The sequence below is a fragment of the Flavobacterium sp. UBA5153 genome (assembly GCA_002413745.1).
Taxonomy (GTDB): Bacteria; Bacteroidota; Bacteroidia; order Flavobacteriales; family Flavobacteriaceae; genus Flavobacterium.
In genome coordinates this window covers 44,566-68,894 of record DHXP01000058.1, presented here as the reverse complement: position 1 = coordinate 68,894, position 24,329 = coordinate 44,566, and the positions used below count along the sequence as shown (strand labels likewise).

At 36.0% G+C, this 24,329-nt stretch carries 16 protein-coding genes and 1 tRNA gene; 11 read left to right on the top strand and 6 right to left on the bottom strand.

Going from position 1 to position 24,329, the window contains the following annotated elements; all coding sequences use genetic code 11:
• Positions 1-106: 106 nt before the first annotated feature.
• Positions 107-1,141, bottom strand: a complete 1,035-nt coding sequence (locus tag B2145_RS11525; protein ID WP_291102341.1) for a LacI family DNA-binding transcriptional regulator — start codon at positions 1,139-1,141, stop codon at positions 107-109.
• A gap of 225 nt (positions 1,142-1,366) precedes the next feature.
• Between B2145_RS11525 and B2145_RS11520 the strand changes: the two genes are divergently transcribed.
• From B2145_RS11520 to B2145_RS11505, 4 genes are all read left to right on the top strand, one after another.
• Complete coding sequence (locus B2145_RS11520) at positions 1,367-4,303, top strand: SusC/RagA family TonB-linked outer membrane protein (protein ID WP_291102339.1); 2,937 nt, start codon at positions 1,367-1,369, stop codon at positions 4,301-4,303.
• Between the two features lie 10 nt (positions 4,304-4,313).
• Entirely contained in the window at positions 4,314-5,951 is a 1,638-nt protein-coding gene (locus B2145_RS11515) for a RagB/SusD family nutrient uptake outer membrane protein (protein ID WP_291102337.1), read from the top strand.
• A gap of 34 nt (positions 5,952-5,985) precedes the next feature.
• On the top strand, positions 5,986-7,074 hold the full coding sequence (locus tag B2145_RS11510) for a SusE domain-containing protein (RefSeq protein ID WP_291102335.1): 1,089 nt from the start codon (positions 5,986-5,988) through the stop codon (positions 7,072-7,074).
• A gap of 63 nt (positions 7,075-7,137) precedes the next feature.
• A complete protein-coding gene (locus tag B2145_RS11505) occupies positions 7,138-9,984 on the top strand; it encodes an alpha-amylase family glycosyl hydrolase (RefSeq protein ID WP_291102333.1) in 2,847 nt (948 codons plus the stop codon).
• A gap of 71 nt (positions 9,985-10,055) precedes the next feature.
• Here B2145_RS11505 and acs read toward each other — a convergent pair whose 3' ends face one another.
• The 3 genes from acs to B2145_RS11490 all read right to left on the bottom strand — a co-directional run bounded on the left by acs (position 10,056) and on the right by B2145_RS11490 (position 13,190).
• Positions 10,056-11,963, bottom strand: a complete 1,908-nt coding sequence (gene acs, locus B2145_RS11500; protein ID WP_291102331.1) for an acetate--CoA ligase — start codon at positions 11,961-11,963, stop codon at positions 10,056-10,058.
• 125 nt (positions 11,964-12,088) lie between these two features.
• Positions 12,089-12,649: an acetate uptake transporter gene (locus B2145_RS11495; RefSeq protein ID WP_291102329.1), complete on the bottom strand. Its 561-nt coding sequence runs from the start codon at positions 12,647-12,649 to the stop codon at positions 12,089-12,091.
• A gap of 468 nt (positions 12,650-13,117) precedes the next feature.
• Positions 13,118-13,190 (bottom strand) — tRNA-Phe (locus B2145_RS11490).
• Between the two features lie 98 nt (positions 13,191-13,288).
• Between B2145_RS11490 and B2145_RS11485 the strand changes: the two genes are divergently transcribed.
• The 6 genes from B2145_RS11485 (at position 13,289) to B2145_RS11460 (ending at position 19,552) form a co-directional block, all read left to right on the top strand.
• Positions 13,289-14,023, top strand: a complete 735-nt coding sequence (locus tag B2145_RS11485; RefSeq protein WP_291102327.1) for a type III pantothenate kinase — start codon at positions 13,289-13,291, stop codon at positions 14,021-14,023.
• The gene (locus B2145_RS11480) at positions 14,016-15,266 is read left to right on the top strand and encodes a hypothetical protein (protein ID WP_291102325.1); all 1,251 of its coding nucleotides are present in this window, start codon (positions 14,016-14,018) and stop codon (positions 15,264-15,266) included. Before B2145_RS11485 ends, B2145_RS11480 begins: the two co-directional genes overlap by 8 nt.
• Before the next feature lie 49 nt (positions 15,267-15,315).
• Positions 15,316-15,870, top strand: a complete 555-nt coding sequence (gene lptC / locus B2145_RS11475) for an LPS export ABC transporter periplasmic protein LptC (RefSeq protein ID WP_291102323.1) — start codon at positions 15,316-15,318, stop codon at positions 15,868-15,870.
• Positions 15,871-15,886: 16 nt separating this feature from the next.
• Positions 15,887-16,081, top strand: coding sequence for a hypothetical protein (locus B2145_RS11470; RefSeq protein ID WP_291102321.1), 195 nt, complete (start codon positions 15,887-15,889; stop codon positions 16,079-16,081).
• Positions 16,082-16,084: 3 nt separating this feature from the next.
• A complete protein-coding gene (locus B2145_RS11465; protein ID WP_291102320.1) occupies positions 16,085-17,344 on the top strand; it encodes a hemolysin family protein in 1,260 nt (419 codons plus the stop codon).
• 108 nt (positions 17,345-17,452) lie between these two features.
• Positions 17,453-19,552 carry a peptidylprolyl isomerase gene (locus tag B2145_RS11460; RefSeq protein WP_291102319.1) on the top strand — a complete coding sequence of 700 codons (2,100 nt, stop codon included), beginning with the start codon at positions 17,453-17,455 and terminating at the stop codon, positions 19,550-19,552.
• Positions 19,553-19,611: 59 nt separating this feature from the next.
• Here the strand turns inward: B2145_RS11460 and B2145_RS11455 are convergent, their stop codons facing one another.
• Both B2145_RS11455 and B2145_RS11450 read right to left on the bottom strand, forming a co-directional pair.
• Complete coding sequence (locus B2145_RS11455; RefSeq protein ID WP_291102318.1) at positions 19,612-20,532, bottom strand: GYDIA family GHMP kinase; 921 nt, start codon at positions 20,530-20,532, stop codon at positions 19,612-19,614.
• Positions 20,533-20,650: 118 nt separating this feature from the next.
• The gene (locus tag B2145_RS11450; RefSeq protein ID WP_291102317.1) at positions 20,651-21,973 is read right to left on the bottom strand and encodes a hydroxymethylglutaryl-CoA reductase, degradative; all 1,323 of its coding nucleotides are present in this window, start codon (positions 21,971-21,973) and stop codon (positions 20,651-20,653) included.
• A gap of 180 nt (positions 21,974-22,153) precedes the next feature.
• Here B2145_RS11450 and B2145_RS11445 point away from each other — a divergent pair, with 180 nt between their 5' ends.
• The gene (locus B2145_RS11445) at positions 22,154-24,322 is read left to right on the top strand and encodes a S9 family peptidase (protein WP_291102316.1); all 2,169 of its coding nucleotides are present in this window, start codon (positions 22,154-22,156) and stop codon (positions 24,320-24,322) included.
• Positions 24,323-24,329: the final 7 nt, after the last annotated feature.

The following is a 24,329-nucleotide window of genomic DNA, read 5'->3' as shown; positions in this document are numbered from 1 at the left end:
GATAGGCTGTTACTACAACGAAATAGTGTGAACAAGTTTTGATTTCAATGGCAATTTCAATGTCAAAAAGATTGAATATTGCAATTACAATTGCAATTGAACTTTTTTAAAGGGTTGATTCTCTTTCTATCAGATGTGTTTCAATTACCACGGTTTTGTATATTTCTTCTTCATCTTCTTCCAGTTCTTTCTCTTCTGATTCCAATCTTTCGATGAGAATTTTTGCGGCCGTATTGCCCATTTCTATCCCGTTTTGGGTTACGGTTGTAATGGTTGGGGTCGAATATTTGGAAATGATTCCATCTGTAAAAGCGATAACGGCTAAATCTTCGGGAACTTTTAATCCCATTTTATTGGCAATTTTAATGATAGTCACGGCAAATAATTCGTTCACCGCAAAAACGGCATCAATGGCTTTGTCTTCGAGTAATTTGCCGATTTTTATTTCACAATTGTCTACATTTTCAATTTTAATGATCAAGTTTTCATTGAAAGATAGACCGTTATCCAATAATGCTTTGGTATAGCCGTCAGTCCTAAGCTTGCCTACACTTACATAATCGACTGTTGTTACAAGTGCAATTTTCTTTCTTCCTTTATCAATCAAACTTTGGACGGCTTCGTAAGCAGCCAATTCATCATCGATTATTACTTTGTCACATTGAATATCATTGGTCACCCTGTCAAACATTACCACTGGCATCCCTTGATTGATTACTTCGGCAATATGATGAAAATCGCCTTTGAATTGGGTTTCTTTAGAGAGCGACATAATGAATCCGTCAATGCTTCCATTGGCCAGCATCTCCATATTGAGCACTTCTTTATCAAAGGAATCGTCCGAGAGACATATAATGACGCTATAGCCATTTTCGTTGGCTATTTGTTCGATTCCGTTGATCACGGTCGAAAAGAAATGATGCACGATTTCCGGAATAATAATTCCTATGGTTTTTGTTTTTCTGTTTTTTAAACTGAGCGCGATATTGTTGGGTTTGTAATGATAAAATTTGGCGAAAGCCTGTACTTTTAGTCTGGTGTCTTCTCCTATTTCTAAACTATTTCTCAAGGACTTTGAAACAGTTGAAATAGAAACGTCTAATTCTCTTGCAATTTGTTTAAGTGTGATCTTCTTTTTCATATTGGGGATTTGATAAAAATCATTTTCATAATAAAGATAAATTAAATTTCATTAATGGCAATATTTTCCTTAAATACTTCAATAAAGCAGAAAGTTTTCAACACTACCACGTTTTCGTAACCTATTTAAAAAGTGTCTTTGTCGGGAGCATAAAAATTTACTTAATTTTAACATTCGAAGTAAAGGTAAAACCAAACAAAAACCAAATTAACTTAAACAAAAAGTATGAAAACAATTTACAAAAAGTTGTTATTTTTATTGCTACTCCTGCCTTTTTGTGTTCTGGCTCAGAATACATTTAGCGGCTCTGTTCTTGATAAAACATCGGGACAGCCAATACCTGGGGTAAATGTAAATGTACAAGGCACCACAAACGGTGCTTCAACTGATCTTGATGGAAAATTTCAATTATCAAATATTAAGAAAGGCGATAAAATCGTTTTTTCATTCATTGGATATAAAAGCGAAACCATTGTGTTCAACAATCAAAAATCAATAATTGTAAGTCTTGAAGAAGATGCTAACCAATTACAGGAGGTTATTGTTCAGGTAGGTTACGGAACTGTTAAGAAAAAAGACGCGACAGGTTCTGTAACAACTGTAACTGCTAAAGATTTCAACAAAGGTGCTAATGTTACCACTGAAAACTTGTTAAATGGTAGAGTAGCAGGTTTGACTGTAAATACAAGCGGTGCTCCGGGCTCTGGTTCTACAATAAGAATTAGAGGGGGTGGTTCTTTGTTTGCAAGTAATGATCCACTTATTGTTATTGATGGTTTACCATTAGATAACAATACGAATACGGGTTCCAGTTCATTTTTGGCATCTTTGAATCCAAGTACTGTTGAATCAATTACAGTGTTGAAAGACGCATCTGCAACTGCGATTTATGGTTCAAGAGCTTCTAATGGTGTAATTATTATTACTACCAAAAAAGGAGGGAAAGAATTGGCTGTAGATTATAATATTCAATACGGATCAGGAAAATTAATAAAAACTGTTGATGTGTTTGGGGCTGATAAATACAGAGAGCTTATCACTGAAAAACGCCCTGCGGATGTTGGTTTGTTAGGGACTGCAAATACCGATTGGCAAAAAGCAATTTATAGAACTACGGATTATATTGATAATAATATCTCTATGAGAGGTAGTTTGTTTAATGCTATTCCTACACGTTTAACGTTGGGGAATACATATCAAGAAGGCTTGCGTTTAACAAATGTATTTAATAGGAATACGGTAGGTTTAGCAATGAATCCTTCTTTCTTGGATAATCATTTGAAATTAAAATTGAATGCAAATTACTCTAATGAGAGCAATAGATTCACGGATGGTGTTGAAGGATCTGCTATTGCATTTGATCCTACGCAACCTATAAGAGATACAAATTCTCCTTACGGCGGTTATTTTCAATATTATACTGGTCCAAATAGCAGTGGGCAATATCCATTAGCAGCAATTGCACCAAGAAATCCAGTTGCCCAATTGATGCAAACGAATGATACAGGTTTAAACAATAGAGTTTTTGGAAATTTTGAATTGGATTATAAATTCCATTTTTTGCCAGAAGTTAGAGCTGTTGTTAATGTTGGTTTTGATGAATCAAAGGGTGAAAGGACCAGATTGGTTGGTGCGGATGCGGGTTCTGCACCCAGCAACAACAATATTACCTACGGAACCGATGAGTTTACTAAAGCTACAAGAAGAAACAAATTGTTGGATACTTATTTAGTTTATAATAAAACATTCAGTGAATTAAATTTCGAAATGACGGGTGGTTATTCCTATCAAAAGTTTCAAAGTTCTAAATTCGAAACTTTTAATGTTTTAGACCCAGTAAAAGCAGCCCCAGATACTACCACGGATACTGATGTGGTTTTAATAGGTTTATTCGCAAGAACAAATTTGAATTTTAAAGACAAATATTTATTGACTTTATCTTACAGAAGAGATGGGTCTTCAAGATTTAGTGAAAATAACAGATGGGGTAATTTCCCGGCAGCAGCCTTTGCTTGGAAAATGAAAGAAGATTTCTTTAAAGATTCAAAAACTTTGAGTGATTTAAAACTTCGTTTAGGATATGGTATTACGGGTCAACAAGATATACCTGCAGCAAATGATTATCTTCAAAAATATATTACTGGAGGATCAAATTCCCAGTATTATTTTGGTTCGGCCGTAACACCTATTGCTCTTTCTCAAAAGTTGAGCCCAAATTTAAAATGGGAAGAAACTACTACTTACAATGCGGGAATAGATTATGGCGTGTTTGACAATAGAATCACAGGAGCAGTTGATGTTTTCTATAAAGACACAAAAGATTTATTAGTAAATGCGGCAGTTCCTGATGGAAGTAATTATTCTAACCAAGCCTATCAAAATGTTGGTAGTTTTACTACAAAAGGTATAGAATTGTCCGTAAATGCAGCGATTTTTAAATCGGATGGATTTGATTGGAATGTTAATATCAACGCCACTAAATTCGAAAGAAGAATTACAGATTTAGTCTATAATAACGATATTTTTGTAGGAGATAACATTGCAGGTACGGGAACTCCTGGTCAAGTATTTAGCAAAGGGTTTACTCCGTATTCTTTCTTTGTTTTTAAACAATTATACGACATAAACAAAAAACCTATTGAAGGAGCTTATGCAGATTTGAATGGGGATAATATTATAAATGAAAAAGACAAGTATATCTATAAAAACCCAGATCCAGATGCTACTTTTGGTTTTGCTTCTAATATGAATTATAAAAATATTGACTTTTCATTCAATTTGAGGGCAAGTATCGGAAATAGAATTTTTAATGCTGTAAATGCAGGTCAGGCACAATACGGTTTATTAAAATCAGGAAGTGCTTTAAATAACGTTCCTACATCAGTTCTAGAAACTGGTTTCACCACTACATCAAATGTTGTGCTGTCTGATATATATGTAGAAGATGCTTCTTTCTTAAGAATGGACAATGTTACACTTGGTTATACGTTCCCTAAATGGTTAGAAGGCAAAGCTTCTTTAAGATTTTTTACAGGAGTTCAAAATGCCTTTGTGATTACTAAATACAGCGGTCTAGATCCTGAAATAACTAATAACGGAGTTGACAAAACCATATATCCTAGACAGCGTTCTTTATTGTTTGGAGCGAATATAAAATTTTAAAAAAAAAATCATGAAAAAATTTAAATTAAATTTCATCTACATTTTTGTATTATTTTCTGTGCTTCAGTCTTGTACAAATGATATGAATGTAGTTTCAAAAGATGATGATGTCCTGTCATCAGAAGCCTTGTTTGCTTCTTCGGGAGGTTATAAAAAGGCCTTGGCGGGAGTGTATGGCAATCTTTCTTTAACAGGTGTTTTAGGGCCAGATTCTTCCTCTCTCGAGGGTGTTGATGCAGGAACAAGCCAGTTTAGCAGATGTTTGTGGTATTTGCAAGATTTAACTACCGATGAAGTAATCTGGAGTTATGAAAATGATAAAGGAACCGCAGAATTACAAAGAAACATTTGGTCTGCCAGTAACCCAATTATTTTAGGATTGTTCAGCAGAACAATGGCAGAGGTAGCATACGTGAATGAGTTCTTGCGACAAACTACTCCTGAAAAATTGAGTGGAAGAGGGGTTACGGACGCCACTTTACTTGCAGATATTGCTGCCTATAGAAATGAAGTTAGAGTTTTGAGAGCTTATTCTTATTATAACTTGATGGATTTATTTGGTAAAGCACCAATGTATACAGAAAACGATCCTTTGAACTTTTCAGGACCGGAATACGACAGAAAACAATTATTCACTTTTATCGAAACTGAATTGAATACCATACTTCCTGATTTGAAACCTGCCAGAACAAACGAATACGGTAGAGTGGATCAAGGAATGGCTAAAATGATATTGGCTAAAATGTATTTGAATGCCGAAGTTTATATAGGGGAAAAAAAGTATACCGAATGTATCACAAAGTGTAGTGAAATTATTGCTAGCGGTTACACATTAAATCCAAATTATCTAGATAATTTTAAGGCGGATAACAATACATCGGCGGAAATGATTTTCACATTACAATCGGATGGGTTAGCAACTCAAAATTGGGGTTCAACCACTACAATAATTAATGGAGAAGTTGGTGAATGGGAAGATAATGGTGCTGCCCTTGGTGTTGGCGGCTGGGGAGGTGCTCTTCGTTTGAGAAAGCAGTTTGTTCAAAAATTCGACGGGGCACAATTTGATCTTGACACTAGAAAAACTATTGGTACAGGTGTTGCCGGTAATCCTGACAAACAAAGAAGTATAGATATTACTGATATTTCTGTTAAATCACAAGGGTATACTTTATCTAAATTTTCTAATAAAACCTCAACGGGTGCAACAGGTGTTAGCTCTACTTACGTAGACACTGATTTTCCTTTATTTAGATTAGCAGATGTTTACTTGATGTATGCAGAAGCACAAATGAGAAAAGATGGAGCTACTAATGGAAGCTCAACCGCCAACGCCACAACTCAATCAATTGGTTATATAAATGATTTGAGACAAAGGGCAAACAGTGGTTCTGACGTTGCAAATGTCGTGGCGTCTAATGTAACTCTTGATTTCATTATAGATGAAAGAGCACGTGAATTACACTGGGAAGCACACAGAAGACAAGATTTAATAAGATTTGGCAAGTTTACAGGAGGATCGTATAACTGGGCTTGGAAAGGAAATGCTTCAAATGGAATTTCAATTCCTGCGCATCTAAATGTATTTCCATTGCCAGGGGCTTCTCTTGCCGCAAATCGTAATTTAACCCAAAATATTGGTTACTAAAAAAACTATATTAACAAAATAAATCATAAAAAAAATGAAAAATATATTTAAAATTTTTATAGCATTAGTCCTGATTTCAGGATTATGGTCTTGTACAAACGAAGAGAATTTCAAAATCTTGGCACCGCAGGAAGCTGCTTTTGCCATCATCACTCCTGACACAGGTTCTTCGATTTTGCTTAACAAAGCAACACCAAGCAATACTGCTTTAACATTGACGTGGGAAAAAGTAACTTACGGAACACCAACAGCAATTACTTACACGGTTCAGTTTGCGGTTAATGGGACAGATTTTACCGCTCCAATAGATATTTCTTCTTCTGGATCAACAAATTTCTCAATGAATGTGGTTAATTTAAATGCCAAAGCATTAGAGCTTGGCTTTGCTCCCGATGTAGAAAGTGCCATTGATGTTAGAATTAAATCGACTGTAGGTACTATTGGTTCAGAAGAAAAATTTTCCAATTCAATAACAATTTTAGTTACACCATATAATACTATAATTCCTAAAAGAGAAATGTTTTTAGTGGGTGACGCAACGGCAGCTGGTTGGAGTGAAAATAATAATAATGTTCCTTTATTCAGAGACCCCGCAAATGATAATAAATATAGTTATACAGGGTATTTTGCTGCTGGCCAGGTTAAACTTTTAGAGATAAAAGGAAAATGGCAACCACAATGGGGAACAAAAAATGGAGCTTTGGCCGTAAATGATGGAACTGGTACTGATCCAGATTCGTTTGTAATTGCAACAGCTGGTTATTATACATTATCAATCAATGTTACCGATTTGACATATTCATTAATTCCTTTTACTGGAAGTACTGCCACCACTTATGTAACAATCGGTTTGGTTGGGGATGCTTCTCCGGGAGGCTGGGATACTAGTACCCCTATGACAAAATCAACTTTTGATCCTCATATCTGGAAAGTTACTGCTAATTTAAGTAATGGTAAACTGAAATTTAGAGCAAATGATGCTTGGACTGTAAACTGGGGTAGCGGTACTGCTTTCAGTGGTGTAGGCACACAAGATGGATCTAATATCCCTGTGTCATCGGCTACATACGATGTTTGGTTTAATGATTTAGATGGTAGTTATTTATTGATACCAATCCTGTAATATTGTTCATTATTAAAAAAGGGCCGTCTTGCGATGGCCCTTTTTTCATTAAATAATTATGGTATGAAAAAAATTACTTTATTATTTTTACTTATAGCATCTATAGGTTTTGCCCAAATTACCACTACACCATCACCTGCAATTGCAAATGGTGCAGTTACTATTAATTTTGATAAAACAGGAACTCCTTTAGCCACTTATGCCGGGACAATTTATGCGCATATTGGTTTGACCGTAAATGGAACAAGATGGCAAAATGTAAAAGGTTCTTGGGGGAATAATACGACCCAACCCGCATTAATATTCGTTTCAGGAACAACCTATAAACTTGACTTGACACCTGATTTATTTATTTATTTTGGAGTGGCTCTTACAAGTTCGATTACGGAAATTTGCGTGGTTCTAAGGAATGATGCCGGAAATTTGCAAACAGCGGATACTTTTCTTAGTGTTGGTGCTTTTCAGGCTACATTGGTTCAGCCAATTGAAAACAGCAATACAATTATCACTTCTGGACAAAATCTTGCTATTTCGGCAACAAATACCAATGGGAATGCAGCTTATACTCTTTTGGCAAATGGGGTAAGCATAAACACTGCCACAACTGCATCCTATAGTTATACGGATTTGAACATAACGACCAATAAAAGTTATGAACTTCAGATTACACAAGGAGCAACTTCATTTTCGAAAAAATTCACCGTAATGGTAAATCCCGGAATAATATCACAGGTCTTGCCTGCTGGTGTTGAGGAGGGAATAAATTATAATTTAGCCGACCCAACAAAAGCAACCTTGGTTTTGGATGCGCCGGGAAAAGATTTTGTTTATGTAGCGGGAAGTTTCAATAACTGGCAGCCGGATTCAAACTATGCCATGAAGAAAGATCCAACCACGGGTAAATTTTGGCTGGAATTAGCCGGATTAACATCAGGAGTAAACAATACCTATCAATATTGGGTCGTAGATACGACGCCGCTTGCAGGTTCTCCCGGATTGGTAAAAACAGCAGATCCTTATTCCACATTGGTTTTGTCGCCTTTTGATGACCCTTCAATTCCTGCAGTAAATTATCCTAACATTCCAACTTATCCTGTCGGTCAAGAAAGAGAAGTTACTGTTTTGAAAACAGGACAAACTCCATATACATGGCAAGTAACCAATTTTGTTAAGCCGGCAAAAGAGAAATTAGTGGTTTATGAAGTCTTGGTGAGGGATTTTGATGCCAACAGAAATTTTCAAAGCCTGATAGACAGAATCGATTATTTCAAAAACTTAAAAATCAATGCTATTGAATTAATGCCCGTAATGGAATTTGAAGGCAATGAAAGTTGGGGATATAACACTTCTTTTCACATGGCTTTGGATAAATTTTACGGAACTTCAGATAAACTGAAAGAACTTATCGACTTATGTCATCAAAACGGAATTGCGGTAATTCTTGATGTGGCACTAAATCATGCTTTTGGAAGAAATCCAATGGTAAGAATGTGGATGAAAGATCCTGATGGTGATGGTTGGGGCGATGCCAGTTCTGAAAATCCTTATTTTAATGAATTTGCCAAACACACATATAGCGTTGGGAACGATTTCAATCATTCTGCAACAGTAACTAAAACCTATGTTAAAAGAGTAATTAAACAATGGATTCAAGAATATAAAATTGACGGATTCCGTTGGGATTTAACTAAAGGATTCACTCAAAATAGTTCGCCGACAGATTATATTGGTACAGACGGATATCAGGCAGATCGAGTGGCGATTTTAAAAGATTATGCCGATTATTCCTGGAGTTTAGACCCAACCCATTATGCTATTTTCGAGCATTTAGGAAGCGATAGTGAAGAGCAACAATGGGCAAATTATAGACTAAATGAAACGCCAAGTAAAGGAGTGATGATGTGGGGAAAGATGACCGGTCCTTACACGGAGCTTCTAAAAGGGAATACAACAAATGCCGATATCACAAGAATGGGAAATGTGGCGCATGGTTTTACGGCCAAAAGGGTGATGGGGTATCCAGAAAGCCACGATGAGGAAAGACTAATGTACAACGCAATAACATATGGTAATGGAGGGGGCACTAAGCCAACATTGAATAATTTGGATAACTGTCTTGCCAGAATGTCAGCCATCGGAGCAGCTTCTTTGTTAATTCCAGGACCAAAAATGATTTGGCATTTTGCCGAATTGGGAATGCAAAATTCCATTTTTACTTGTAATGACGGATCTGTAAATACGCCTTCGGATTCAACTCCTGGAGACTGCAAATTGGATGCCAAGCCACAGCCACAATGGACAAGTAATTGGCTAGGAATTTCTCAAAGAGCAAAAATTTATAATGATTGGGCAAAAATGATAAGCTTAAAAATCGGTGAACCTGTTTTTGAAGGCAATTATAGCATAAGTCCTGACGGCAGTAATGTGAAACAGAGAATATACATTAATGACGCTACATTGCCGTCAACTCAACTCAATAGCGTGGTGGTGCTTTGTAATTTTTCTGTGGCTGACGTGACTTTTATACCCAATTTTCCTTCCACGGGAATATGGTACAATTTGATGGATAATACAAGCATAAATGTTACCGATGTAAATGCACTTTTGGCAATTCCATCGGGTCAATTTTTAATTTATGGGAACAAACAATCAACCTTGGGGACAGCTAATTTTGATTTCGTAGAGGAGATACATTTATATCCAAATCCATCTTCGGCTTATTTTACCTTAAATATAGATACTTCCGAAGTTAAAATTTATTCCATCTCGGGACAATTGGTAAAAAGTTTCAATACAAATCAGTCCAAAGAGTATCCATTTCCCATTAGTGATTTAAGTAAAGGAATGTATGTCGTAAAAATATATAATGAAAACAATGAGGTGAAAGTGATGAAGTTAATAAAGAAATAAAAACATTCACTAAAAGTAAAGGAGGCTGTCTTTTTATGGACAGCCTCCTTTTTTAATGAAATCACAATATATTACAATCGTCCCTCTTTTATTTCATCCAAAATTTCTGGATTCAGTAAGGTTGAGGTATCTCCAAAATTAGAAAAATCACCTTCTGCTATTTTGCGAAGAATTCGACGCATAATTTTCCCCGAACGGGTTTTCGGCAAACCTGAAACGAACTGGATTTTATCCAACTTGGCGATTGGACCTATGTGGTCAGAAACGTGTTGGTTAATCTCCTTGATTAGATTTTCCCTGTCACGATATTCCCCTGATTTTTTAAGGATTACAAAACCATACAAGGCATTCCCTTTAACGTCGTGCGGGAACCCTACAATGGCACTTTCTGCAACCGCTGGATGTTCGTTTATTGCATCCTCAATAGGGGCAGTTCCCAGATTGTGACCTGAAACGATAACAACATCGTCTACTCGACCCGTAATTCGGTAATAGCCAACTTCATCACGCAGTGCCCCGTCACCAGTAAAATATTTACCTGGAAAAGCACTAAAATAGGTTTCTTTATAGCGCTGATGATCGCCCCAAATGGTTCTTGCAATTCCCGGCCATGGGAATTTGATGCATAGACTTCCGGTAACTTGATTACCTTCTATTTCATTGCGTTTTTCGTCCATCAAAACAGGCTGAATTCCCGGTAATGGCAATGAGGCATAGGTTGGTTTTGTTGGTGTTACAAACGCAATTGCCGAAATCATGATGCCTCCGGTTTCAGTTTGCCACCAGGTGTCCACTAAAGGGCAGCGTTTCCCGCCAACGTGGTCATTATACCAGTGCCATGCTTCCTCGTTGATGGGTTCTCCGACGGAACCAATAACTTTTAACGATTTTAATGGATATTTTTGAACATATTCCAACCTTTCTTTTGCCAAAGCACGAATGGCTGTCGGTGCAGTATAGAATTGGGTTACTTTGTGTTTCTCAATGATTTCCCAAAAACGGCTAAAATCAGGGTAGGATGGAACCCCTTCAAAAATTACTGTCGTGGCACCATTCAATAATGGACCGTATAAAGTATAGGAATGTCCGGTGATCCAACCAATATCGGCAGTACACCAAAAAATATCATTTTCTTCATAATTGAAAACATTCTTGAAAGTATAAGCGGTGTAAACCATATATCCGGCGGTGGTATGCACCATTCCTTTTGGTTTTCCGGTTGATCCCGATGTGTAAAGAATAAATAAGGGATCTTCTGCATCCATGATTTCGGCAACATTATTATCCGAAGCTTCGTCCAAAAGGGGTTGTAACCATTGGTCACGACCTTGTTTCATGACTATTGGAGTATGGGTTCTTTTGGCTACCAATACTTTTTCTACACAGGGACAATTTATCAGTGCTTCATCTATTATTCCTTTCAAATCGACTGATTTGTTGCCGCGAAATCCCCCATCTGATGTGATGACCATTTTGCATTCGCTGTCATTTATTCTGGTTGTCACTGCTGAAGAGGAGAATCCTGCAAAAACAACCGAATGTATGGCGCCAATTCTTGCACAAGCTAAAACAGAAACCGCCAATTCCGGTATCATTGGCAAATAAATACAAACTCTATCGCCTTTCCCAATACCTTGTTCCCGTAGTACATTTGCCATTTTTGAAACTCTCACATACAGTTCGTTATACGAAATGTGTAGCGCTTCCTCGTTTGGGTCATTTGGTTCAAAAATGATGGCTGTTTTCTCGCCTCTTTTGGAAAGATGCCTGTCAATACAATTTTTAACGATATTTACCTTGGCATCCACAAACCATTTTATTTTGGCTTCGGACATGTCAAACTCCATTACTTTTTCGCATTCTTGGTACCATAAAAAGTTTTCGGAAGCAATTTTGCTCCAAAATTTTCTTGGTTCACGAACAGATTTGTTGTAATGTTTGAAGTACTGTTCTAAATTCTCGATTTTGTAATAACTCATATCAGATTTTTTTCTATTTATAAAAGTCTTGGTGCTAAAGTCTAAAGTTAATGAATTTTAAAACCTATTGTCTGTCAAATATATGAATAGGTATTTTATGGTTGTTAAAAGAAACTTGCGTTATTTTATAGAGGCAATATTTTTCTTCCTAATTTTTCGTTGATTATTATTGCGGCTCCTTCATAAAAGGCAAAAAAACCACAAAAAATTCCCTCATAACCCGCAATTCTATGAATATTTTCATTCCCAGTAAAACTAGCGGCAGACAATAGTATAAATAAAACAATTAGAGAACCAAAAATAAGTTTTCCAATAGTGTTTCCGTTAAGTGTTCCTATGAAAAAAGCCAATGTAAATAAACCCCAAAGGCCCAAATAAAATCCCATTGAAATCCCATCAGGTTTTGCTACTCCTAACAAGGGAAGCATCCATAACGCGACAAGTGATATCCAAAAAAAACCATAGGATGTGAATGCCGACATGCCAAAGGTATTTCCTTTTTTCCATTCCATAATTCCAGCAATCACTTGCTGTGTGCCACCAATAAACAATCCCATTCCCATAATCATTGAATTGAGTTCGTAGAATCCTGCATTATGAAAGTTTAATAAAATAGTAGTCATCCCAAACCCAAAAAGTCCTAATGGTGCTGGATTGGCTGTAGTGTCTTTGATAATTTGTTCCATAAAGATTAAATAAAATTTAAAGTTATTTTTGTTAGTTTCAATATGTAATTTTTATTCCTTCTAATTGAGGAAAAGCCACTTTCTGTTTATATAAGTAGTAAAAACGACATAATGTCGTGTTTTTAAATTATATGAAATGATGCAATGTATTGATTTTAAATTGTTTTAATTGAAATTACCTCTTTTGACTTTACGACTTTTAAACTTTTGACTTACTTAGAGTTCACAAATATATCAAACATGTTCTATTTTTTCGAATAATTTTTTTTATTCCGTTTTTACAACCCTTGATTTAAGCCGTTTAAGGCAAATAAACCTGTAGTCAAAAGTCTATGACACTTTGCTTAAATCCTGAAGGATAAGGTAATTAGTATAATGGTGGTCAAGGCTTTTTGAAAAATCAGAAACAGTCAAAAGGGTATGAAAGCAAAAAACCCATCACACAAAGCGGATGAGTTTTTTTTAAAGTGGTACCTCCAGGGATCGAACCAGGGACACATGGATTTTCAGTCCATTGCTCTACCATCTGAGCTAAGGTACCGTTCTTAATGCGGGTGCAAATATAGAATGATTTTTAATTTATACAAAACAATTATTAAAAAAAATCTATTCGTAACTTCGCGTCGTTAAATATAAATTATGATTTTAGCTATTGATATTGGGAATACCAGAATTAAAGGAGCTGTGTTTGAGGGCAATACCATCTTGGAGACATTTGTTTTTATGAAAACAGAACTCCAAAAAAGCATTCAAAACATTTTGAAAACCCATAAAAAGATAACCAATTTAGTTGTCGCATCTGTCTCGGATGTCGAAAAACAATCTTTTTCTGATCTTAAAAGCACTCTTAATATTCATTTTGTTTCCCATAATGACCCATTTCCGTTTTTCAACGGTTATGAAACGCCCCAAACTTTAGGAATTGATCGAATGGTGCTTGCATCGGGTGCAACTCTTCAGTTTCCCAACCGGAACCGGTTGGTTATTGATGTTGGAACTTGTGTAACCTATGATTTTATTGATGAGAATAATAATTATCTTGGCGGAGCCATCACGCCTGGATTACGATTACGGTATGAAGCATTACATTATTATACTGCAAAACTGCCATTGTTAACCCCGGAAAGTCCAAAACATTTCATCGGAAAATCAACCTCAGAATCAATTCATTCGGGTGTGGTAAATGGGTTGGTTTATGAGATTGACGGTTTTATAGACGAATATAAATCACTTTATTCAAATTTTATAATAATTTTAACTGGTGGAGACACAGATTTTTTGGCTAACCGATTAAAAAATACCATATTTGCCAATTCAAATTTCCTTTTGGAAAGTTTGAACCAAATATTTCAATATAAAATCAAAAATGATTAAAAAAATTATAATAAGCGCTTGTTTGTTTTTGTCATTAATGTCTTTTGCCCAAGAAGGAACTTCATCACCATATTCTTTTTATGGAATTGGTGACGTTAGATTTAAGGGAACGCTGGAAAATCGTTCCATGGCTGGATTGTCAATAATGCCGGACAGTATTCATATCAATTTGCAAAACCCTGCGGGTTTTGCAAATTTGAAATTGACCACTTTTAGCCTTGGAGGAAGTTATAATACCACTAAATTGAAAACCGATAGTCAATTGGCAAGTACACGAAGGACAACGTTGGATTATCTGGCTATAGGGCTGCCTTTGGGGAAATTTGGGGTAGGTTTTGGATTGATTCCATATTCTTCGGTGGGATATAAAATTGAATCTATAAGTACAGATGTTACCCAAAACAGCAAACGTTTTAACGGAACAGGCGGTTTGAATAAAGTATTTTTGGGGTTGGGATATAAAATAGCCCCAAATTTAAGCATTGGTGCCGATGTGCATTATAATTTTGGAAAAATAGAAACGAATAGTCTAGAGTTTTTCCCATTTGTTCCCATAGGTTCCCGTGAATTGAATACTGCCTATTTATCGGGAGTGAATTTTGATTTTGGAATGATGTACCAATCCAAAATCACTAAAAAACTAACCTTTTTCAGCAGCATGAATTTTTCTCCGGAGAGCACCCTAGTGTCTCAAAATACGAGAAATATTTCTACGGTAACTTTTGATTCAGCGTTCGATATAAGAGTTGTCGATGAACTTGAGAATCAAAAAAATCAAACCAATTTAAAATTACCAAGTAAATTTTCACTCGGGGCAGGAATAGGGGAATCTCGAAAATGGCTGTTAGGGGCAGAAATCACTTTGCAAAACAAAGGTAGTTTAGCTAATAGTTATAATAAAATTGACAACGTAACCTACGAAAAATATACAAAATACAGCGTTGGTGGATTTTATATCCCCAACTACAACTCGTTTACGAGCTACGCCAAGAGAGTCGTTTACAGGGCAGGTCTTAAGTATGAAAAAACGGGAATGGTAATCAATTCAGAATCGATAAATGACGCAGGGCTTACCCTTGGAGTAGGGCTGCCTGTAACAGGTTCTTTTTCCAATGTAAATTTTGGCTTTGAATTGGGAAAAAAGGGAACGACGGCCTCGAACTTGGTTCAAGAAAATTATGCCATCCTGAGCGTAGGTTTTTCACTTAATGATAAATGGTTTGAAAAGACAAAATTCCACTAATACTCAAAGAGGCACTTAATAATTACACATAACTTTGTAAGTTTAGCGTATGACTTCATTAAAAAAATACAGAATCCTTCCATTTGTCACGGTTATTGCCGTGACACTGTTTTTTGGATGTGAAAGTAATTTTAAAGAAGTGCAAAAAATAAATTTTTCGGAGTTTGTGCCCAATGGTGATGCTGATAAAATAAACTTGAAATACACGGATTCCGGTCGTATAAAAGCCATTTTAGTGAGTCCAAAAATGCTGGAGTTTTCCAATGTGGATTTTCCCTTCACGGAATTTCCAAAAGGAATTGATGTTACTTTATATGACAATAAGGCGAAAAAAACATTTATTAAATCAGATTATGCTGTTTCTTACAGGGTGACAAATATTATTGATTTAAAAGGGAATGTAAAAATCACGGCTCAAGACGGGCAAACACTGGAAACCGAGCAATTGTATTTCGACCAAAAGAATGACTGGTTTTTTACCGAAAAAAACTTTAAATTCACAGACCCGAAGGGAGTTTCAAACGGACAAGGAATCGATTTCAGCAAAGATTTCAAAATCATCAACTCACAAAAAATAATGGGCGAAGTCGCCACAGCCGAATAAATCTTACACCTAAATTATGAGTTACCTTAAATACACGCCCTACATTTATCTCGTCTTTGGAGCCTATTTTATTTATGATGCGATTATCAAATGGAATGACGTCAATGCAACACCTCGGTTAAGTCTTGTGATTGCAGGACTGGCCGTATTTATGTTTTTCTTCAGAAGAAGATTTGCAAAGAAGTTTGAAGACAAAAACAAGAAACCCTAATTTATGGAAATTAGTATTATAATATTGTGTCTAATACTATGCGCCTTCTTTTCGGGAATGGAAATTGCTTTCATTTCTTCCAATAAAATTTATCTTGAAATAGAAAAAAAACAAGACAGTTTTCTTTCTGGCATCCTAACAAAACTCACCGAAAAGCCATCTAAATTTATCGCTGCCATGCTCATTGGAAACAATGTGGCACTGGTGGTTTACGGGTTTTTTATGGGAGATTTATTGATGCATTGGATAGCGTTTTTGGGGTATCATTTTTCCGAATTTTTGAATTTGATAATTCAAACCCTGCTGTCCACAATAATTGTTTTGATAACATCAGAGTTTCTGCCAAAAGTTTTTTTTCAAATTTATGCTAACACGCTCATGAAGTTTTTTGCGCTTCCGGCTTATGGTTTTTATGTTTTGTTTTATTTTATCTCTTCCTTTTTTATCTGGGTTTCGGATTTTGTCCTGAAAAAATTCTTTAAAACCGAAGGGGATTATATTCCATTATATTTTAGTAAAGCAGAACTTGGAAATTATATTACCGAGCAAATGAGTACCATTGAAGATCACGAAGAGATGGATTCTGAAATTCAAATGTTTCAAAACGCCTTAGAGTTCTCGGGAGTAAAAGCCAGAGACATTATGAGTCCCAGAACCGAAATCGTGGCGATCGACCTGTTTGATTCTGTGGCTGACTTAAAAGAATTGTTTATAGAAACAGGATATTCCAAGATTGTGGTTTATCAGAACTCGCTCGATGACATCATTGGTTATGTACATTCATTTGACTTATTCAAAAAACCCAAAAGCATCAAGTCGATCGTAATCCCTGTTGAATTTGTACCCGAAACAATCTATATTAAAGACGCAATGAATTTGCTTACCAAAAAGCGAAAAAGTGTAGCCGTCGTGCTTGACGAATATGGAGGGACGTCTGGAATAATAACGATAGAAGATATTGTGGAAGAGCTTTTTGGCGAAATTGAAGACGAACATGATTCAGATGAGGAATTGATTGAAAAAGAAATTGAAGATGGCGTTTATGTTTTTTCGACCCGGTTTGATGTCGAATATTTGAACCAGACCTATAAACTCAATATTCCTGAAAGCGATTCTTACGGAACCCTTGGTGGTTTCATCGTAGATTTTACTAAGGAAATTCCTCAAAAAGGCGATGTGATTACCATAGGAATCTATCATTTTATAATTGAAGAAGCCACAAACAATAAAATAGAATTGGTCAAAATGACAGTAAAAGATTGATTTTTTTTATTAAATTAAAATTTCTTGTAAATTATAACGCTACGAGTATAATTATTAATTAGATAATTGTATTTTCGCAAACTGAATATAAAATTAACAACAATAAAAATGGCAGTTTTAGCAAAAATTAGACAACGTTCCGCTTTAATGATAGTAGTTATTGCATTCGCATTATTTGCATTTCTAGTACCAAGTCTTTTTAACAAAGGGAACTTTGGTAAAAGTTCAAAAGATGTGGGAAGCATAAATGGAAAGGATATTTCATTTGAAGATTTCAGGGTAAAAGTAAGTAATGTTGAAAAAAGTGGCGAAGGGATTACTTCAACAGCAGCGGCTAATAGAGTTTGGGATCAAGAAGTTTCCGTGGCCTTACTAACCTCTGAATTTGATAAATTAGGATTGAGAGTAGGTGAAAAACACATAATGGAAGTTTTGAAAACAGATCAAAACATTGGAAAAAATCCACTTTTTTTGAATGCTGCCGGAGTTTTTGACGTTGCAAAATTCAAAGAATACTTCAAATCAAATCCAGAACAAGCAAAGGTTTTAAAAGAAAGAGAAAAGGACGCCGAGCTTAACGCCAAGTTTCAAATTTACAATACTTTAATAAAATCAGGTATTTATACCACCGAAAGTGAAGGAAAATTGAAATATGAAATGGAAGCAAACAAAGTGAATTTTGCTTATGTTGCCGGATTATATTCAACAATTAAAGACAGTGAGGTAAAAGTTACCGATGCAGAGATTGTGGATTTTATGAAGAAAAACGAGAAAAAATACAAAGCCGATGAAACTCGTGAAATAGAATATGTTTTGATTGAAGACAAAGCTTCGGCAGAAGATGAAAGTGATATTAAAGCAAAAATAAACGGATTGTTGTCAGGAAGCGTGGTTTACAACCAAGCTAAAGGTAAAAACGACACTTTGCCAGGATTCAAATCAGCGAAAAACACAATCGAGTTTGTAAATTCAAATTCTGATGTTCCTTACGACTCAACCTATGTTGCCAAAAAAGATTTGCCGGCTGTTGACGCCGATAAATTATACAACTTGGCTCCAGGAGAAATTTATGGTCCTTATGTATTTGGAAAATACTATTGTATTTCAAAATCATTGGGCAGAAAAGTGGGTGTAAATGCAAAGGCAAGTCACATATTGATCAGCTATGAAGGAACTCAAGTTCCAAACCAAAAAGAAAAACGTACAAAAGAACAAGCTAAAGCAAAAGCAGAAGCTATTTTGGCCCAGGTTAATGCAAATCCGGATAGTTTCCTGATGTTAGCTTTTACAAATTCTGATGATTCATCGGCGCAACAAGGGGGTGATTTGGGTTATTTTGGTCAAAACCAAATGGTAAAACCTTTTAATGATTTCGTTTTCAACAATCCTATTGGGAAAGTTGGGTTGGTTGAAACGCCTTTTGGTTTCCATATCATCAAAATTGCGGATAAGCAAGACGGTATTCGTTTGGCTACCATAGCCCAAAAAATTGAAGCTTCAGAGGCTACTTCAGACAAAGTGTTTACAGAGGCAACTAAATTTGAAATGGAAGCAACCGATAAAGATTTTGATAAGGCAGCTGCAGCAATGAAGCTTACCATTGCGCCTCCAGTTACCGTGAAAGCCATGGATGAATCTTTCGGTTCTTTGGGTAACCAAAGAAATATTATAAGATGGGCATTTGAAGACGGGACTGATCTAGGAGTTGTAAAAAGATTTGAAGTGGCCAATTTAGGACACGTGATCGCAAAAGTCATAAAAATAAATAAGTCAGGATTGGTGGCCGTTGATTTGGTTAGACCTTATGTGGAACCTATTCTTAAAAACAAGAAAAAAGCGGAGTTGATTAAGGCCAAAATGGCTGGAACTTCGTTAGAAGCTATTGCAAAAACCACTGGTTCAACGGTACAACAAGCAACAGACGTTACGATGGAAAATCCGGTTTTGACAGGCGGCGTGGGTCAAGAACCTAAAGTGGTAGGAAATGCATTTGCATTGGCGGCCGGCAAATTGTCTGCTCCAATCGAAGGGAATACTGGAGTTTATGTGGTGAAAAACATCAGCATCGTGAAAGCGCCAGTTTTGAATAACCATAAAGATTATGTAGCTAAACTAAAAGCTCAAAGCGCTGGTGATAGCAACAGAGTTATTCCTGCATTAAAAGGGAATGCCGAAATTAAAGATAATAGAAAAGATTTTAATTACTAGATGAAAGAGTTTTAGTCATAAAAAAATCCCGTTCGCCAAGCTGAACGGGATTTTTTATTTTACAGAATCATATCTTTGTACGAAAGTATTGTTTCATAACCTTTTTCCTTGAAATATGCTGTTGGATTTTTTTTTGAAATTACCAAAACGAAATCACCGCCCCAAGCCCCAAGACTTTTTATTGCGCCATTAAAATCAGGAAACAAGGATTCTTTTGCGGTTTGCATTTTTAAAATAGTGTTCATTTCGGCTTCATGTTTTTCTATCGCCAAGGCGAAATCTTGAAGGGTTTTTGCGTTTAAAACGGCTGAAGTTATTTTGTCGTTCCCGGCAATTGTTTTTACCAGATCTTTATTCTTGTTGTTATAATAGGAAGCGATTGCCGCTTTGCTGCTCTGTTTTTTATCGAGATAAACAAAATGTAGATTTTCCGAGAATGCAGGGTCAAAATTAATTTTTTCGACAATAGGCTTGCCATTCTTCAAATAATACAAAATAGGGCCGTCATTTTGAGCACAGGCAATATCGTATCCGCTACCGCCAAAACTATTTTTCAATAAAACAAAGGCGTCAATTTGCAACCATTGTGCAATATTATTGATCAAGGTAGAGGAGGTTCCCAAACCCCAATTTCTGGGAAATGTAAGTTGGGTTGTAACAATATATCCTCTTGATTGATTGATAATAAAATCAGGATTTAACAAATAGGCTTCGTGCAGGATTTTCAATAAGGTGTTTCTTGTTGATTCTGTTTTATCAAGAGTATTATTTTTGGAAATTTCCGTAAATAAAAAAGCATCTTCAAACCAAATACTTCCGTCCAAATCATGACTCGTCCATTTTATTTCTTGATTATCGCCTTCTTCAACAATCAAGTTTTGCCCAAATTTGGTAGGCAATGCAAAAGCTTTTGCACCATCCAAAACCAAATATTCTCCGGTAATTAAAAGTTTTCCGTTACTGTAAAATTCTTTTTTCATAGTATTCGCCACGAAGGCACAAAGTCGCAAAGTTTTTTGAACGACTAATTTTAAATAAAAAATCAGTGTAAATCTGTTTTGTCACCCTGAGCTTGTCGAAGGGCGTTTAATCTGTGGGCTAAATCGGTCTTCTTAAATTTTCAATATATTCAACAACGGCGCTGTGTGAAACAACGTGGTGTTTGAAATGTTTCTGAATCAAAAACCGTTCTTCATCATTGGCCTCAAACTGGTTCAGGATGTTGTTCAAATGCATTTTCATGTGTCCGTCTTGAATTCCCGTAGTTGTCAACGAACGCAAAGCGGCAAAATTTTGTGCCAAACCGGCAACGGCCACAAACTGCATCAATTCCTTTGCGGAAGGGTTTTCCAACATTTCCAAAGACAATTTTGCCAAAGGATGAAGCGCTGTCAATCCGCCAACGGTGCCTAAAGCCAACGGAACTTCCAGCCAAAAAGTGAAAATATCATTCTCGATTTTGGCGTGTGACAAACTTGAATAGTTTCCGTTTCGGGAAGCATACGCATGGATTCCGGCTTCGACAGCGCGGAAATCATTGCCCGTGGCAAGCACAACGGCGTCGATTCCGTTCATAATTCCCTTGTTGTGGGTTACCGCTCGGTAAGGCTCAACTTCGGCGATTTGAACCGCCTGAATGAATCTTTCGGCAAATTGCCTAGGATTCGGAATATGTTTTTCCACTAAATAGTCAACAGGGCAGGAAACTTCGGCGCGAACGATGCAATTGGGTACATAATTCGAAAGGATACTCATCACGACTTCGATATTTTTTTCGGTTTCTGAAAACAAATCGTGAGCTAAAGCCTCTTCTTTAAGGGTTTTGGCAAATTGCTCCAAACATGAATTGATAAAATTGGCGCCCATGCTGTCTTTGGTATCAAAAGTGGCATGCAATTGGAAGTAATTGGGCAGCAAATTGGTTTTGTCTTTCAGCACAATATCCAGAATTCCTCCACCCCGTTTTCGCATGTTTTTGGTGATGCTTTCTGTATCGGCAAAAAACTTGGCTTTGGTTTGGGTAAAGAATAGCGCTAGTTTTGATTGATCACCTTTGAAAATAAAATGGACCTGTCCTATTTTTTCGGTGTCGATGACGGTGGCTTTAAATCCGCCGCGAGTGGACCAGAATTTGGCTGCTTTTGAAGCAGCGGCCACCACTGAACTTTCTTCAATCGCCATTGGGATGGTGCTGTATTTTCCGTTAATTAGAAAATTGGGCGCAACTCCAAGCGGAATATAAAAATTGCTTATCGTGTTTTCGATGAATTCATCGTGTAGTTTTTGAATTTTTTCGTCAGAATTCCAATAGTTTTTTAGCAATGCTATGGCTTCCGAAGGATGGGTAAAATATTTCTTGGCAATCCAGTTTATCTTTTCTCCTTTGGATAATTTTGAAAATCCGGCAATGGGGTTGTTCATTCTCAATTGATTATGGTATAATTGGGGGCAAAGATACGGTTTTAGCTGTTTTATTTACTAATGTGACTTATTCAATAACTTGGTAAGTTTGATATTGTTTTTAACATTTAACACATGAAATGTGAGATAATTGTAAATTTTTCACTAAAATTGAACTGTTTTTAAATTTAAATCAATATTATGTATTCAAAAAAAATTACGGCATTGCTTCTGTTTTTGTGTTTTACTCTTTTTGGGCAACAAAAAATCACCGTTGAAGCCATATATAATGGAGAATTTCGAGCCAAAGGAATGGACGAATTGAAGTCCATGAAAAACACGAATCAATATACGGTTTTGAATTTTGATGAAACTGCCAAAAGTATGCAAATCGATTTGTTCGATTTCGCAACCTTAAAAAAAGTGGCGACTCTAATCGATACCAAAAATCAGTATAAATTACTTGGCGGAATCGACAGTTATTCGTTCAGTTCAGACGAAAAAATGATTTTAATTGCCAATAACACCCATAAAATTTACCGTCATTCCTTTACTGCCGACTATTTTCTGTACGATATTGAAACCAAGGAATTGACCAAGATTCTGGAGCAAGTGCAAGAACCTACTTTTTCGCCCGACGGAAAAAAGATTGCTTACGCCAAGGAAAACAATCTTTTTATCTATGATATTACTGCCAAAACAAATAGTCAAATTACCACTGATGGAATGAAGAACACCATCATCAACGGAATTACGGATTGGGTTTATGAAGAAGAATTTGCTTTTGTAAGAGCATTTGACTGGAGCAAGGACAGCAAAAAACTAGCCTATATCCGTTTTGACGAGAGTCAGGTTCCAGAATTTTCGATGTCAATATTTCACAAAGATTTGTACCCAACAATTGAAACTTTCAAATATCCGAAAGCAGGCGAAAAAAACTCCTTGGTTTCCTTGCATCTTTTTGATGTGAATGCAAATACTACAAAAGATGTAAATCTTGGAAATTACAATGATTTTTACATTGCCAGAATGAAATGGACGAACGATGTCAATATTTTGTGTGCGCAAGTGTTGAATCGCCATCAGGATAATTTGGATTTAGTATTCATCGATGGAAATTCAGGAACATCAAAAGTGGTTTTGAACGAAAAAGACAAAGCATACATTGATGTTACCGACAATTTGACGTTCTTAAAAGACAATAGTTTTATTTGGACTAGCGAAAAAGACGGTTTCAATCATATTTATTTATATGACAAAACAGGAAAATTGAAAAACCAAGTCACAAAAGGCAATTGGGAAGTGACATCCTATTATGGTTTTGACGAGAAAACCAATGCCGTTTTTTATCAATCGACAGAGAATGGTTCAATCATTAGAGATGTATACCGCATTGGTTTAAACGGAAAAAATAAAGCCCGATTGTCACAAAATGTTGGAACAACTGCAGCAACTTTTAGTCCAAATTTTCAATATTACATCAGCACGTTTTCTAGCGCAACACAGCCAACGATTTATTCTTTGAATGAAGCCAAAACGGGAAAACAAGTTCAAGTTATAGAAAACAATGAAGCATTGGCCACAAAATTAAAAGCCTACGATTTGCCACAAAAAGAATTTTTCGTTCTAAAAACCGAAAAAGGAAACGAATTAAACGCTTGGATCATGAAACCAAAAGATTTTGACCCTTCAAAAAAATATCCTGTTTTTATGATTCAATATTCAGGACCTGGATCACAACAAGTAGCAAATCAATGGATTAGTTCTAATGAGTATTGGTTTACGATGTTGGCACAACAAGGTTATATTGTTGCTGATGTCGACGGTCGCGGAACCGGTTTCAAAGGCGCCGCTTTCAAGAAAGTGACCCAAAAACAATTAGGAAAATATGAAGTTGAAGACCAAATTGATGCGGCAAAAGTGATAGGGAATTATCCGTATGTGGACAAATCAAGAATAGGTATATATGGGTGGAGTTTTGGTGGATTTATGGCTTCGAATTGTATATTGAAAGGAAATGATGTTTTTAAAATGGCGATTGCGGTTGCTCCGGTTACCAATTGGCGTTTTTATGACAGCATTTATACTGAAAGATACATGGAAACGCCACAAGAAAACCCGAATGGTTACGATGATAATTCACCAATCAATTTTGTTGAAAAATTGAAAGGGAAATTTTTGTTAATTCACGGTTCGGGAGACGATAATGTGCATGTGCAAAATTCGATGCAAATGATGGAAGCCTTGATTCAAGCCAATAAGCAATTCGATTCCCAGATTTATCCCGATAAAAATCACGGAATTTATGGTGGAATGACTAGGATACAGTTACACAATAAAATGACTAATTTTATCAAAAATAATTTATAATATAAAC

Coding starts and splice junctions, on each gene's coding strand:
- B2145_RS11525 (WP_291102341.1), bottom strand. CDS start 1,141: ATGAAAAAGAAGATCACACTTAAACAAATTGCAAGAGAATTAGACGTT.
- B2145_RS11520 (WP_291102339.1), top strand. CDS start 1,367: ATGAAAACAATTTACAAAAAGTTGTTATTTTTATTGCTACTCCTGCCT.
- B2145_RS11515 (WP_291102337.1), top strand. CDS start 4,314: ATGAAAAAATTTAAATTAAATTTCATCTACATTTTTGTATTATTTTCT.
- B2145_RS11510 (WP_291102335.1), top strand. CDS start 5,986: ATGAAAAATATATTTAAAATTTTTATAGCATTAGTCCTGATTTCAGGA.
- B2145_RS11505 (WP_291102333.1), top strand. CDS start 7,138: ATGAAAAAAATTACTTTATTATTTTTACTTATAGCATCTATAGGTTTT.
- acs (WP_291102331.1), bottom strand. CDS start 11,963: ATGAGTTATTACAAAATCGAGAATTTAGAACAGTACTTCAAACATTAC.
- B2145_RS11495 (WP_291102329.1), bottom strand. CDS start 12,649: ATGGAACAAATTATCAAAGACACTACAGCCAATCCAGCACCATTAGGA.
- B2145_RS11485 (WP_291102327.1), top strand. CDS start 13,289: ATGATTTTAGCTATTGATATTGGGAATACCAGAATTAAAGGAGCTGTG.
- B2145_RS11480 (WP_291102325.1), top strand. CDS start 14,016: ATGATTAAAAAAATTATAATAAGCGCTTGTTTGTTTTTGTCATTAATG.
- lptC (WP_291102323.1), top strand. CDS start 15,316: ATGACTTCATTAAAAAAATACAGAATCCTTCCATTTGTCACGGTTATT.
- B2145_RS11470 (WP_291102321.1), top strand. CDS start 15,887: ATGAGTTACCTTAAATACACGCCCTACATTTATCTCGTCTTTGGAGCC.
- B2145_RS11465 (WP_291102320.1), top strand. CDS start 16,085: ATGGAAATTAGTATTATAATATTGTGTCTAATACTATGCGCCTTCTTT.
- B2145_RS11460 (WP_291102319.1), top strand. CDS start 17,453: ATGGCAGTTTTAGCAAAAATTAGACAACGTTCCGCTTTAATGATAGTA.
- B2145_RS11455 (WP_291102318.1), bottom strand. CDS start 20,532: ATGAAAAAAGAATTTTACAGTAACGGAAAACTTTTAATTACCGGAGAA.
- B2145_RS11450 (WP_291102317.1), bottom strand. CDS start 21,973: ATGAACAACCCCATTGCCGGATTTTCAAAATTATCCAAAGGAGAAAAG.
- B2145_RS11445 (WP_291102316.1), top strand. CDS start 22,154: ATGTATTCAAAAAAAATTACGGCATTGCTTCTGTTTTTGTGTTTTACT.